Below are 14,228 nucleotides of genomic sequence, written 5' to 3' on the forward strand. Positions count from 1 at the left end.
AGGAGTGACAAATGCCCTCTCGTAAAGAGTTAGCCAATGCCATCCGGGCATTGAGCATGGATGCAGTTCAGAAAGCCAATTCCGGACACCCGGGCGCCCCTATGGGGATGGCTGATATTGCCGAAGTGCTGTGGCGTGACTTTTTGAACCACAACCCCGCTAACCCAAAATGGAGCGAGCGCGACCGCTTTGTTCTTTCCAATGGTCATGGCTCGATGCTGTTGTACTCCCTGCTGCATCTGAGCGGCTATGATCTGTCGATCGATGATCTGAAAAATTTCCGTCAGTTGCATTCCCGTACACCGGGTCATCCTGAATATGGTTATGCACCTGGTGTAGAAACCACAACCGGCCCATTAGGTCAGGGGATCACCAACGGTGTTGGTATGGCTCTGGCTGAGAAAGTGCTGGCAGCTCAATTTAACCGCCCAGAGTTTGATATCGTCGATCACTACACCTATGTCTTCATGGGCGATGGTTGCATGATGGAAGGTATTTCCCACGAAGCATGTTCGCTGGCGGGTACTTTGAAGCTGGGTAAACTGATTGCATTCTGGGATGACAACGGTATCTCTATCGATGGTCATGTGGAAGGCTGGTTTACAGATGATACTCCTGCTCGTTTCGAAGCGTATGGCTGGCATGTGATCCGTGCTGTTGATGGTCATGACGCCGATGCGGTGAAAGCAGCGATTGAAGCAGCCAAAGCAGAAACATCTAAACCAACCCTGATCTGTTGCAAAACAGTAATTGGCTTTGGTTCGCCAAATAAAGCAGGTTCTCACGACTGCCACGGTTCACCATTAGGTGCAGCAGAAATTGCTGCGGCACGTGAATTCCTGGATTGGAAATATGAACCTTTCGTCATTCCGGCTGATATCGCTGCTGAATGGAATGCAAAAGAAGCAGGCGCAGCTAAAGAAGCTGAGTGGAATGAAAAATTTGCAGCCTATTCTAAAGCTCACCCGCACTTGGCTGCAGAATATATTCGCCGTGTTAATGGTGAACTGCCAGCTAACTGGGCCGAAGCTTCACAGGCTTTTGTTGAACAACTGCAAGCAAACCCTGCGAAAATTGCATCACGTAAAGCAAGTCAGAATGCCATTGAAGCATTTGGTAAGCTGTTACCTGAATTCCTGGGTGGTTCAGCAGACTTGGCTCCTTCTAACCTGACTATGTGGTCTGGTTCTGAATCACTGACAGCCGATGATGCCTCTGGTAACTATGTTCACTATGGTGTGCGTGAGTTCGCGATGTCTGCCATGATGAATGGTGTGGCATTACACGGTGGTTTCATTCCTTATGGCGCAACTTTCCTGATGTTCATGGAATATGCGCGTAATGCAGTGCGTATGGCTGCGTTGATGAAGCAACGTTCTATCTTTGTTTATACCCATGACTCAATCGGTCTGGGGGAAGATGGTCCAACACATCAGCCTGTTGAACAAATTGCCTCGCTGCGTTTGACACCAAATATGAGCACATGGCGCCCATGTGATCAGGTTGAATCTGCCATTGCCTGGAAATATGCGGTAGAACGTAAAGATGGTCCGAGCGCATTGATTTTCTCCCGTCAAAACTTGACGCAAATGGAACGTACGCCTGCTCAGCTGGCTGATGTGTCCAAAGGTGGTTATGTTCTGCGTGATAGCGAAGGAACGCCTGATGCGATCCTGATTGCGACGGGTTCTGAAGTTGAACTGGCGATGCTGGCGGCGGATGAACTTACCGCTAAAGGTCGTAAGATCCGTGTTGTCTCAATGCCATGTACCGATGCATTTGATGCGCAGTCAGTGGAATATAAAGAATCTGTATTGCCATCTGCTGTAATCAAGCGCGTTGCGGTAGAAGCGGGTATTGCTGATTATTGGTACAAGTATACCGGCCTGAACGGTAAAATTATCGGTATGCATACCTTCGGGGAATCAGCACCAGCCGAATTACTGTTTAAAGAGTTTGGTTTTACTGTAGAAAATGTAGTTCAAACTGTTGAAAGTTTGTTCCAAGCGTAAATGCAATGTTAAACGGGAGCTTCGGCTCCCGTTTTTTTCACAGAAAATCTGTGTCAAGTATCGCGTTTGCGGCATAAGCACAGTAAACTCGTTGCGTTTGAATGATTAGTAGGTCACAACATCGCTGTTGTGGGTATGACTTCAGTCTCCCTGATTTAGATCAGGAAAAAAACAACACACACAACTGAAGTCTCCCCTCTATAATCCAGCTGACGCACTAAACTTCATAAGTTGAGTCTTATTCAGGAAGATTAATAAGGCCAACGGCACTGACTTCGTTATATGTCTAAAAATATAGGGGACTAACATGTCTGTTATCAAAATGACTGATCTGGATCTGGCTGGCAAGCGCGTACTGGTTCGTGCTGACCTGAACGTACCAGTGAAAGATGGTAAAGTAACTTCTGACGCACGTATCGTTGCCACTCTGCCAACCATCAAACTGGCTCTGGAAAAAGGCGCCAAACTGATGATCACTTCTCACCTGGGTCGTCCGACTGAAGGCGAGTACAACGAAGAGTTCTCTCTGCTGCCAGTAGTGAACTACCTGAAAGACAAACTGTCCTGCCCAGTACGTCTGGCTAAAGATTACCTGGACGGTGTTGAAGTTGCAGCTGGTGAACTGGTTGTTCTGGAAAACTGCCGTTTCAACAAAGGCGAAAAGAAAAATACTGAAGAGCTGGCTAAGAAATACGCTGCACTGTGCGACGTATTCGTAATGGACGCTTTCGGTACTGCACACCGTGCTGAAGGTTCTACCTACGGTGTTGCTCAGTTTGCACCTGTTGCTTGTGCTGGCCCACTGCTGGCTGGTGAACTGGAAGCGCTGGGTAAAGCGATGGACAAACCAGCTCGTCCAATGGTCGCTATCGTTGGTGGTTCTAAAGTTTCTACCAAACTGACTGTTCTGGAATCTCTGTCTAAAATCGCTGACCAGCTGGTAGTTGGTGGTGGTATCGCTAACACCTTCATCGCGGCTGCTGGCCACAATGTTGGTAAATCTCTGTGCGAACACGACCTGATCGACACAGCTAAGAAACTGGCTGCTGAAACTACTATTCCTGCAACTACTGACGTTGTGGTTGGTAAAGAATTCTCCGAATCAACTCCTGCTACTATCAAAGCTGTAGCTGACGTTGCTGACGACGACATGATTTTCGATATCGGCCCTGATTCTGCGAAAGCACTGGCTGACATCATCATGAACGCTAAAACCATTCTGTGGAACGGTCCTGTTGGCGTATTCGAATTCGACCAATTCGCTAAAGGCACTGAAATCATTGCTAAAGCGATTGCTGAATCACCAGCATTCTCTATCGCTGGCGGTGGTGACACTCTGGCTGCTATCGATAAGTTCGGTATCGCTGACAAAGTGTCTTACATCTCTACCGGTGGTGGTGCATTCCTGGAATTCGTAGAAGGCAAAAAACTGCCAGCAGTTGCGATTCTGGAAGAACGCGCTAAAGCGTAATGATAATGACGGGAGGCTTTTAGTCTCCCGTTCTTCTGCCAATAGGCAGTGACTAATTTTTTGTAGCAACTCGTTTAGCTCCGCAGTTCGAAGCTAAACACCTGATAGGACCTTTGAAATGTCTAAGATCTTTGATTTCGTGAAACCAGGCGTTATTACCGGTGACGACGTACAGAAAGTGTTTGAAGTAGCAAAAGAAAACAACTTCGCACTGCCTGCTGTTAACTGTGTTGGTACTGATTCTGTTAACGCTGTTCTGGAAGCTGCAGCTAAAGCTAAAGCGCCAGTAATCGTTCAGTTCTCTAACGGCGGTGCTGCATTCATCGCTGGTAAAGGTCTGAAACTGGAAGGTCAGAAAGCCGCTATCATCGGTGCTATCTCTGGTGCTAAACACGTTCACGCAGTTGCTGAAGCCTACGGTATTCCAGTAATTCTGCACACTGACCATGCAGCTAAAAAACTGCTGCCATGGATCGATGGTCTGTTAGACGCGGGTGAAAAACATTTCGCTGAAACTGGCAAACCACTGTTCTCTTCTCACATGCTGGATCTGTCTGAAGAATCTCTGGAAGAGAACGTAGACATCTGCTGCAAATACCTGGAACGCATGGCAAAAATGGGCATGACCCTGGAGCTGGAACTGGGTTGCACTGGTGGTGAAGAAGACGGCGTTGATAACAGCCACATGGATCAGTCAGCTCTTTACACTCAGCCAGAAGATGTTGCTTATGCTTACGAGCGTCTGAGCAAAATCAGCCCACGTTTCACCATCGCTGCTTCATTCGGTAACGTACACGGTGTTTACAAACCAGGTAACGTTAAACTGACTCCAAGCATTCTGGATGCTTCTCAGAAATATGTTTCTGAAAAATTCGGCGTACCAGCAAAAACTCTGAATTTCGTATTCCACGGTGGTTCAGGTTCTACTGATGCTGAAATCAAAGAGTCTGTAAGCTACGGTGTAGTTAAAATGAACATCGATACCGATACCCAGTGGGCAACTTGGGAAGGTATCCTGAAATATTACAAAGATAAAGAAGCTTATCTGCAAGGCCAGCTGGGTAACCCAGAAGGCGTAGATTCTCCAAACAAGAAATACTACGACCCACGTGTATGGCTGCGTAAAGCTCAGGAAACTATGATTGCTCGTCTGGAACAAGCATTCAAAGAACTGAACGCTATCGACGTTCTGTAATTTCAGAAAATAGATAAAGAATAAAAGCGCCTGCATGCAGGCGCTTTTTTATTTTTAGAATTATTATTAATCAGTAAGTTAATGATGAGTTGTATTATCTTTATGTAAAGGTAAGCTTATAGGGTGAAATTTTGTTGAGTAGCATTTGATGCTTTGGCGACAAATTATTTAAGTGAATCAAGGACAATCATGACAGTAGCAAACGAACAACAAGATGCATTATTAGAGTGTTTGCTGTTTATGTCTCAACACTATGGTATGGCCAATACCAAGGAAGCGTTAACATCAGGCCTTCCATTGGAAAACGGTGTTCTTACTCCTGAGTTGTTTCCTCGCTCAGCACATAGAGCTGGCTTTGTTGTCGACTTTTTTTCTTCTCCGTTAGAGGCGATCCCAACTCTACTTCTACCAGCTATTCTTCTCATGAAAGATGGTCGTTCTGCGGTGTTATTATCAATTAATAAGCAGACATCACAGGCGGTGCTCTTTTTTCCTATTGGCAGTCTCGGCCAACAAACTGTCTCGTTAGCTGTTTTGGCAGATGAATTCTCTGGCAATGGTTTTTATGTTAAACGCCGTTTACAGTTTGATGCCCGGGCTCCTGAAGTATTAAAACCACGGGAAGGTCACTGGTTCTGGAGCACCTTGCTCGAATCACTACCTATTTATAAGGATGTCTTAATTGCATCCATATTGATCAATGTTTTTGCTATTGCCAGCCCAATTTTTACAATGAACGTTTATGACAAAATTGTACCTAATTTGGCCTTTGATTCTCTTTGGGTCTTAGCAATTGGTGTTTCATTGATCTTTGCGTTTGATATTATCATTCGACAACTTAGAAGTTATTTCATTGATATTGCAGGGAAAAAATCCGATTTATTATTGTCTGCCCGAATTTTTTCAAAGGTTCTGGGTATCAGAATGGAGTCGAGACCAAATTCTACCGGTGCTTTTGCCCGGCATTTGCAGGAGTTTGAATCAATAAGGGAGTTTTTTACTTCTGCAACTGTGTCTGCGTTAGTCGATTTACCTTTTGCCTTTCTGTTTTTGCTGGTTATTTGGATCTTTGCTGGCGTATTAGCCGTTGTGCCATTGATTGCCATACTAATCATGATTGGGTATAGCCTCTATATCCAGGCTCCTTTACGTCAGAGTATTGAAGAAAGCAGTCGGTTATCCTCACAAAAATATGCCACGGTGATAGAAGCTATCGCCGGTTTAGAGTCAGTAAAAATACATAATGCCGAAGGGCAGTTTCAACATCGTTGGGAACAGGCTGTCAGCCATATGGCTAATGCGGGTATTGAAACGCGTAAAATCACCAATATGGTTTCTGGACTAGCCAATTATGTTCAGCAAATGACAACGGTAGTGCTCATTGTTGTTGGCGTTTATCAGATATCAGAAGGTAATTTATCCATGGGGGGAATGATTGCCGCCGTTATGCTGTCAGGGCGAGCTATTGGTCCATTGATCCAGTTGTCTGTCTTATCAACGCGTTACAATCAGGCTAAAGCTGCATTACTTTTGCTAGAAACGATCATGCAAAGCCCATCGGAGAGAGAAGATGGCCGCCATTATCTTGATTATGATCGGCTAGAAGGCCGTATCGAACTGGATGATGTTTCATTCAGTTATCCAGAAGTGGAGCAAGCGGCTTTGAAGCATGTTTCATTAAGGATCCAGCCGGGAGAAAAGATAGCAATTATCGGGCGCATAGGTGCCGGTAAAACCACATTGGAAAAGTTAATTCTTGGTCTTTATAAGCCAGTTGAAGGTTCTGTTCGTCTGGATGGATTCGAATTATCGCAATTACATCCATCTACTATTCGGAACAACATTGGTTGTGTTCCTCAGGATTTTTCTTTGTTCTATGGATCTATTCGCCAAAATATTCAACTTGGACATCCTCATGCCACGGATTCTCAAATTCTGAGAGCAGCGCAACGGGCTGGAGTTAGCCAATTCACAAATCATGATCCTAATGGACTGGAACGTCAGGTGGGTGAAGGCGGGCGAAACTTGTCTGGAGGGCAGCGTCAATCGATCGCGTTAGCCCGAGCCTGGTTGTTGGAGCCACCTATACTTATCTTAGATGAACCGACAGCGAACATGGACAATCGTTCGGAAAGCATTGTAAAACGGGAATTGGCTAACTTATCTGCAGATACAACCATGCTACTAATCACACATCGTACGTCGATGTTGGATATTGTTAATCGAATCATTGTATTAGAGCAGGGAATGATTGTTGCCGACGGGCCAAGAGATCTTGTTTTACAGCAATTGAAAGAAGGCAAAGTACGGGTAAGAGAGAACGCTGATGGCTAATTCTGAACTTAATCAGAAACAATTAGATTTACTCGATGATGCGTCTGCTGCTGTTTTATTAACAACGCCTCGCCGTGCGAGAGCATTGCTTTGGGCTTGTTTCGTGTTTTTTGTCTTTGCAATTATTTGGGCTTCCTGGGCCGAATTGGATGAAGTGACCAGAGGTGAAGGCAAGGTTATTCCTTCGAAACAGCTGCAGGTTATTCAAAATCTTGAAGGCGGCATTGTAAAGAACATTTTTGTCAGGGAAGGGGAGCAAGTCGAGAACGGTCAGGAGCTGCTGCAAATTGATGATACCCGGTTTCGGTCTGACTTCCGGGAAAAACAACAGGAACTTGTTGGGTTGCAAGGAGATGTTGCCCGCTTAAGAGCTGAACTGACTAGTATTTCCGTTAATAACGATACGACATTGCCGTGGCGGGAACAGGTCTTGATCAAGGAAACGCCGATAGTTTTCCCTGATGGATATGAGAAAGTTTTTCCTGAAAATGTAGTCAGGCAACATAATTCGCTAAAAGTGAATCTCAATGATCTCAATAATCAGCTTGTCATTATGGGACAACAAATAGAACAAAAAGAAAATGAAATTTTAGAGATTAATAACAAGATCCGAACGTTAATCCGTAGCGTGGGTTTTGCTGGACGAGAAGTTGAAATAAACCGTCCTTTGGTTAAAGAAGGCATAGTGTCGCAAGTCGATCTTTTGAAAATGCAGCGTCAATTGAACGATATGCAAGGTGAGCTAGAAAATGCAAGATTATTGTTGCCAAAACAGGATTCTTTGCTAAGAGAGGCTATTCTTAAACGTAAGGACGTGGCTCTTAAATTTCGAGTTGATGCACAGAAAGAGATGGAAGATAAACAGAGTCGGATATCTCAGTTGACTGAAGGACAAGTAGGATTAAAGGATCGTGTATCACGAACCAGTGTAACGTCACCTGTAAAGGGGACGATTAAAAGACTGAAAGTGAATACTGTTGGTGGTGTGGTACAACCCGGTATGGATATTGTAGAAATAGTACCAACAGAAGATACGTTATTGATTGAGGCAAAAGTTCTACCTAAGGATATTGCGTTTTTGCGTCCAGGTTTAAAAGCCATTGTTAAGTTTAGTGCTTATGATTTTACAATTTATGGCGGGTTAGAAGGCAAACTTGAGCAAATCAGCGCTGATTCAATACAAGATGAAAAAGGTAATTCGTTTTATCTGGTGAGAGTCAGAACAGATCGAAGCTTTTTAGGTAGTTCGAGTGCTCCTTTGCCGATTATTCCCGGAATGATGGCTACAGTGGATATAGTAACAGGCAAGAAAAGTGTTCTGAAATATCTAATGAAACCCATATTGCGTGCCAAACAATCAGCACTGCGAGAACGATGAAACAGGATAAGGATATTGTTATGGACAAGATATATAAGGTTACTGCTCTGGCTGCATTTGTTGGTTTGTTATCTAATACGGCGAGCGCTGCGTCATTAGACCAAACTATTACTAAGTCGCTGTTAGATCATCCGCAAGTAAAGCAAGCTTATGATAATTATGTAACTCGTACTCATCAAATCGATCAGGCCAGAGGCGGATATTTCCCCAAGCTTGATGTGGTTGCAGGTATCGGCCCAGAAAAATATGATAGTAATCAATCTTCAACGGACGGGAAAAATCTGACAACCAAAGAGATTAGCCTGTCTCTATCACAAATGATATTTGATGGTTTTGATACCAGTTCAAATGTTGATAGAACAAAAGCTGAGGCTCAGGCTCAACGATATGCGCTCTATGCACTTGCCAATAACACGGCGTTACGTGTCGCTGAGGTGTATTTGAATGTGTTGCGTTATCAGGAAATTTACCAACTTTCAAAAGAGAATCTGGCTACCCATCAGGCCATTATGGCTGATATCGGAAAAAGAACAGAGTCAGGTGTTGGTTCTACCGCAGACTACATGCAAATCAAAGGGCGTGTTGCCAGGGCTCAAGCTAATTTATCGTCAGCAGAGAACAATATGCTGGACGCGCAGGCTGAGTTTTTCCGTGCGACCAATACAGAGCCTCTTGATTTGACTCAACCCGTGCCTGATGTCAGTAAATTGCCCGCAACTCTTGCTGAAGCCAAAGCGGCTGCTCAGAAGATTCATCCTACACTCTTATCTGCAGATCAGGATATAGAAGCGACACGATACCAATATGAGGCATCGAAATCGAATTTCTATCCAAAACTTTCAATAGAAGCCAGCAAGGGCCTGTATAAAAACAGTAGTGGTATCGATGGATATAATATTGATGATACCAAGATCATGCTGATGGCTCGTTATAACTTATTCAATGGCGGCGCAGATATAGCTCAAAAACGAGCTACCGCATCACAAATCGCGGAAGCGAAAGATGTGAAACAAAATGCAGCACGCCAAGTCAGTGAAGGGCTAAATTTAGCTTGGAATGCAAGAGATGCGTTGTTAAAACAAAAAGATTTTACACAACAGCATGTGCAAGCGAGTTATGACACTGTGATGGCTTACCGTAAGCAATTTTTATTGGGCACCCGTTCATTATTGGACGTATTGAATACAGAGAATGAGCTTTTTGAAGCACGTCAGAATGCTGTGAATACGGATTATGATGAACTGTATGCCGAATATCGTATTCTTAATGCAACAGGCCGCTTGCTGGATAGTGTCAGTTTCAAGGCACCTTCTGAATGGCCACAAAAATGATAGTTGAGTTGTGTGGTTTATGACCATATTTAGCCTGAATAAACGGTTTTGGCACAGCATTTTATTTTTACTAATACTGCTGTGTTCAGGTATTAATTATCAGCAAACTCTGGCTGATGCAATTGATACCAAAGACCGTCAACTAGTCGAGTTAGTTCAGGCTAAATATGGGTCACGAGCTGCTCGTAGAGTAATTGATTGGAGGTTATTGATTCATCGAGCACTATCTGAGAAATGGAGCCATAAGCAAATTCTTGATGCTACCAATAACTTCTTTAACCGTTTGATATATATAGAAGATGTACAGTTATGGGGAAAAAGTAATTACTGGGCTTCTCCTGTAGAGTTTTTAGGAGCCGGAGGTGGTGATTGTAAAAGTTTTAGTATTGCTAAATATTTCACCTTAAGAGAAATGGGCATCTCTGATGAAAGTTTAAGACTTATTTATGTAAAAGCGGTGCGTTTCAATCGGTTTCATATGGTTGTCGCAGACTATGCGACACCAACGTCAATGCCAGTCATATTAGATAATATAGATCCTGTAATAAAACCTGCCAATTTGAGAACAGATTTAGTTCCTGTATACAGTTTTAACGGTAGCCATTTGTGGTTAATGAAGGCTAAAGGTCAAGGACAACTAGCAGGAAGCTCTGATCGGTTAAGTTTATGGTCTGATTTGCAAACACGAATTAATGCTCAAAATATGAATAAACCAATTTTAAATTTGGATAATTAACCATGACTCTTTACAAGCAAATTCTCGCTTTTGTCATATGCCTCTTTGCTGGTTTGCTGATTATTGCCTATGCGGTACAGTTCCAATCAACGAGAGATTATTTGGCTGAACAACAGAGAATATCAGTTATCAATACAGCTAATTCGGTCGGATTGGCGCTCACTCCTTATTTGGAAACAGGAGATAAAGTTGGTGCTGAATCTGTAATTAATGCAGCTTTTGATGGTGGTTATTATCAGAAGATACACTTGGATTTATTAGCGTCGAAACAGACTATTGAAAAAACAAATCAAACAGATATTGAAGGTGTGCCACATTGGTTCACACAACTCAATCTCTTCAAAAGTGAATCATACGAGACCGTATTAACATCTGGCTGGCTTCAACTGGGGCGTCTCGAGGTTAAAGGCCATCCGGGGGATGCCTATTTTCAATTTTGGCGTGCGATGTCTAATCTGTTTTGGGCATATATTTCATGTTTTATTGTTGTTTCAATCTTAATTGTTGCGGCTTTAAGGATTTTATTACGGCCCCTTGAATCTATTCGCCGTCAGGCGGTAGAAATTGAAAAACATCATTTCAATCAGTCGATTCCGTTACCTAAAACACTAGAACTCCGCCAAGTTGTACAATCAATTAATGCATTGACGATAAAACTGGCTAAACAATTTAAAGAGGAAGCAGTTGCTGCGGATCTGTTACGAGAAAGAGCTTTTCGTGATGCGGTGTCGGGGTTGGGGAATAGAGCCTATTTTATCGGACAGATCAATGCCTGGATTGCAGAACATGGTACAGGCGGAGTCATGCTGATAGCTGTTGATGCATTAGATGATATTTATCGACATGATGGTTATAGCGCTCGAGATAAAATGGTTAAACAGATTGCTAATGTTCTGAATACAAAACTGGCTGTTTATGAAGGTGGTTCTGTTGCCCGTATCAGCGCGACAGAATATGCCGTTCTTCTTCCTGGCTTATCAAGTGACGAGCTATTAGAGGCTGCGAATATTCTAAATGACGCAATAGCGAATCTGATTGTTAATCCGCTTGATACAGATTCAGCATTTTCAGTCATTGGTATTGCGGTGAGAAACAAAGATGAAGATCTTTCAGCTCTATTAACGAAAGCGGATAGCGCATTGCGTAGAGCAAGAAATGAAAGACTAGGTGCTGTAACCATAGAACAAGCAGATACTGCGGATATACTAGGGCGATTAGCATGGAAAGACATTATTCTAAACTCGCTGGAGCATGATCAATTTGATTTTCGTGTTCAGCCTGTAACTATGCTTAGTGGTCAGAATAATTTACCTGCGGAATTGTTTTCAGGAATTAAATATCAAGGTCAAAGGTTTAGTGCTGCGCAGTTTATGTCTGCAGTTGAAATGTTTAAGCTTGGTGAAAAACTTGATCGTTATGTATTAGAGCAATCTTTAGTAATATTAAAAGATAATCCAGACTTATCTTTATCGATTAATTTAACGATAGGCAGTATATCGTCATCATCGTTCCATTCATTTTTGAAAGAGTTTTTCGTCACCAACAATTTGTTTATATCAAGAATAGCTCTAGAGATACCAGAGAATGCGATTCTGCAACACAAAGAATCAGTTAAAAACCTAAATGGTTTATGTGCAGAATTTAAGGTTATGTGGGGTATTGACCAGTTCGGCAGACATTTTCAATCTCTCGAATACCTTACAGAATTCACACCTGCCTATGTAAAAGTCGATCAAGGATATATGAGTGTTATCACTAAAGATGAAAATGCTCAGAGTGTTTTAGCAGCAGTTTGCCGGACTGCACATAATGCTGGAGCAGTTACGATCGTTACAAGAGTAGAAGATCAAAAGCAGGTTGAACTGATTACTCAATTATTTGTAGATGGTTATCAGGGCATTGTGCAACCGGCCAGAGAAATATAAAGCATTCTCATGTAGTAACCAAAGGGGCGCATTTGCGCCCTTTTTTATTCGATTTAATTGAATGGTTGATATGGTTAATGAGAACTATCTATCTGATTTTTAGAATATTAAATGAATGTTAATTTGTTAAGATTATTCAAAATAGGTTAATTATATATAAGGAAATCGTGTGAGCACTCAGATCATAGCTGAAACCTCTCTTATTGCAGGTCTTACCGGGATTGCCAAAGTGAAATTGCCTGATGGCTCGCTGAAAGATTTGAAAGTAGGAGATGTGCTAGATCCGGGGGCGGTGGTTATTTTAACCAATGGTGCTCAATTAACCTTAAAACCGGAAAATGGTCATCCGAATACACAGGAATTACAACATACAGCAACAAATCATGTCGTAGTCGACGCGCCATCTAATGCTGAATCGACGAGTAATATAGCTGCCTTGCAGAAACAAATACTGGATGGTATAGACCCGACCAAAGCTTTTGAAGCTGCGGCGGCTGGTAATACCATAGGTGCTGGCGGTGGTGTTGGTAGTGGGAATAATGGATTTGTATCAGTAACACGGGTCGGTGATAGCACAATTGCAGAGTCAGGATTTGACACTTCAGGTATAAACTCGTCTACACCAATATCAACTCCTACAGTATCAAGTCAAGTCAGCAATACATCTTCTATTACCGCGAATATTCCCGGGGCTCCGAGTGTGGCTCTTACATCAGACAGTGGTAGCAGCAACACCGACCTCATTACCAATAACGGTGCGTTGACCGTAGGTAATCTGGAAAATGGTGCCACGGTGGAATACAGCACCGACGGTCAGACCTGGAGCCGCAGCTTCACGCCGGTGGAAGGCAGTAATACCGTTTATGTGCACCAGATTGATGTAGCGGGCAATGTGTCGGCGGCGAGCACGCTGAGCTTCACGCTGGATACGCAGATAGCGGCACCAAGTGTGGCTCTTACATCAGACAGTGGCAGCAGCAACACCGATCTTATTACCAATAACGGTGCGTTGACCGTAGGCAATCTGGAAAATGGTGCCACGGTGGAATACAGCACCGACGGTCAGACCTGGAGTCGCAGCTTTAGTCCGGTGGAAGGCAGTAATACCGTTTATGTACACCAGATTGATGTAGCGGGCAATGTATCGGCGGCGAGCACGCTGAGCTTCACGCTGGATACGCAGATAGCGGCACCAAGTGTGGCTCTTACATCAGACAGTGGCAGCAACAACACCGATCTTATTACCAATAACGTTGCGTTGACCGTAGGCAATCTGGAAAATGGTGCCACGGTGGAATACAGCACCGACGGTCAGACCTGGAGCCGCAGCTTCACGCCGGTGGAAGGCAATAATACCGTTTATGTACATCAGATTGATGTGGCGGGCAATGTATCAGCGGCGAGCACGCTAAGTTTTGTTTTAGCTGATACAAATCCGGTCATCAGTAGCGGCAGCGGCACGGTGGTCGAACAGAGCCAGCCGAGTGTGGCCGGGCAGCTCAGTGCCAGCGACGCCGACAATCCCGGGTTGCAGTTTGTGGCGGAAACGGTGAAGGGCAGTTACGGCAGCGCCGTGCTGCAGGCGGACGGCCACTGGAGCTACACGCTGGACAGCCGCGCCGACGCGCTGGCGCAAGATCAAAAAGCGAGCGACAGCCTGACGGTGCGGCTCAATGACGGCAGCACCACCAGTCTTCATATTGACATCACCGGCACCGACAACGCCCCGGTCATCAGCAGCGGCAGCGGCACGGTGGTCGAACAGAGCCAGCCGAGTGTGGCCGGGCAGCTCAGTGCCAGCGACGCCGACAATCCCGGGTTGCAGTTTGTGGCGGAAACGGTGAAG

At 44.1% G+C, this 14,228-nt stretch carries 9 protein-coding genes; all 9 read left to right on the forward strand.

The features are described from left to right. Positions 1 to 11 precede the first annotated feature (11 nt). Positions 12 to 2,012: a transketolase gene (gene tkt, locus H027_RS0114940; protein ID WP_024873249.1), complete on the forward strand. Its 2,001-nt coding sequence runs from the start codon at positions 12 to 14 to the stop codon at positions 2,010 to 2,012. A 307-nt stretch (positions 2,013 to 2,319) separates the two neighbouring features. Continuing rightward, complete coding sequence (locus H027_RS0114945) at positions 2,320 to 3,483, forward strand: phosphoglycerate kinase (RefSeq protein ID WP_024873250.1); 1,164 nt, start codon at positions 2,320 to 2,322, stop codon at positions 3,481 to 3,483. 118 nt (positions 3,484 to 3,601) lie between these two features. After that, entirely contained in the window at positions 3,602 to 4,678 is a 1,077-nt protein-coding gene (gene fbaA / locus H027_RS0114950; RefSeq protein ID WP_024873251.1) for a class II fructose-bisphosphate aldolase, read from the forward strand. A 189-nt stretch (positions 4,679 to 4,867) separates the two neighbouring features. Beyond that, positions 4,868 to 7,012: a type I secretion system permease/ATPase gene (locus tag H027_RS0114955; protein WP_024873252.1), complete on the forward strand. Its 2,145-nt coding sequence runs from the start codon at positions 4,868 to 4,870 to the stop codon at positions 7,010 to 7,012. Next, a complete protein-coding gene (locus tag H027_RS0114960; protein WP_024873253.1) occupies positions 7,005 to 8,390 on the forward strand; it encodes an HlyD family type I secretion periplasmic adaptor subunit in 1,386 nt (461 codons plus the stop codon). The genes H027_RS0114955 and H027_RS0114960 overlap by 8 nt, the downstream gene beginning before the upstream one ends. Further along, the gene (locus tag H027_RS0114965) at positions 8,387 to 9,721 is read left to right on the forward strand and encodes a TolC family outer membrane protein (RefSeq protein ID WP_237657962.1); all 1,335 of its coding nucleotides are present in this window, start codon (positions 8,387 to 8,389) and stop codon (positions 9,719 to 9,721) included. Before H027_RS0114960 ends, H027_RS0114965 begins: the two co-directional genes overlap by 4 nt. 19 nt (positions 9,722 to 9,740) lie before the next feature. Then, positions 9,741 to 10,457, forward strand: a complete 717-nt coding sequence (locus tag H027_RS0114970) for a transglutaminase-like cysteine peptidase (protein ID WP_152536741.1) — start codon at positions 9,741 to 9,743, stop codon at positions 10,455 to 10,457. A gap of 2 nt (positions 10,458 to 10,459) precedes the next feature. Next, positions 10,460 to 12,382 carry a bifunctional diguanylate cyclase/phosphodiesterase gene (locus tag H027_RS0114975; protein ID WP_024873256.1) on the forward strand — a complete coding sequence of 641 codons (1,923 nt, stop codon included), beginning with the start codon at positions 10,460 to 10,462 and terminating at the stop codon, positions 12,380 to 12,382. A 169-nt stretch (positions 12,383 to 12,551) separates the two neighbouring features. Beyond that, the coding region (locus H027_RS0114980; protein ID WP_024873257.1) for a retention module-containing protein at positions 12,552 to 14,228 on the forward strand (1,677 nt) is incomplete at its 3' end.

The sequence above is a fragment of the Tolumonas lignilytica genome, assembly GCF_000527035.1.
GTDB classification, from domain to species: Bacteria; Pseudomonadota; Gammaproteobacteria; order Enterobacterales; family Aeromonadaceae; genus Tolumonas; species Tolumonas lignilytica.

Bases quoted from the DNA above. Each gene is read 5' to 3' on its own strand.
- tkt (WP_024873249.1), top strand. From the start codon at position 12: ATGCCCTCTCGTAAAGAGTTAGCCAATGCCATCCGGGCATTGAGCATG.
- H027_RS0114945 (WP_024873250.1), top strand. From the start codon at position 2,320: ATGTCTGTTATCAAAATGACTGATCTGGATCTGGCTGGCAAGCGCGTA.
- fbaA (WP_024873251.1), top strand. From the start codon at position 3,602: ATGTCTAAGATCTTTGATTTCGTGAAACCAGGCGTTATTACCGGTGAC.
- H027_RS0114955 (WP_024873252.1), top strand. From the start codon at position 4,868: ATGACAGTAGCAAACGAACAACAAGATGCATTATTAGAGTGTTTGCTG.
- H027_RS0114960 (WP_024873253.1), top strand. From the start codon at position 7,005: ATGGCTAATTCTGAACTTAATCAGAAACAATTAGATTTACTCGATGAT.
- H027_RS0114965 (WP_237657962.1), top strand. From the start codon at position 8,387: ATGAAACAGGATAAGGATATTGTTATGGACAAGATATATAAGGTTACT.
- H027_RS0114970 (WP_152536741.1), top strand. From the start codon at position 9,741: ATGACCATATTTAGCCTGAATAAACGGTTTTGGCACAGCATTTTATTT.
- H027_RS0114975 (WP_024873256.1), top strand. From the start codon at position 10,460: ATGACTCTTTACAAGCAAATTCTCGCTTTTGTCATATGCCTCTTTGCT.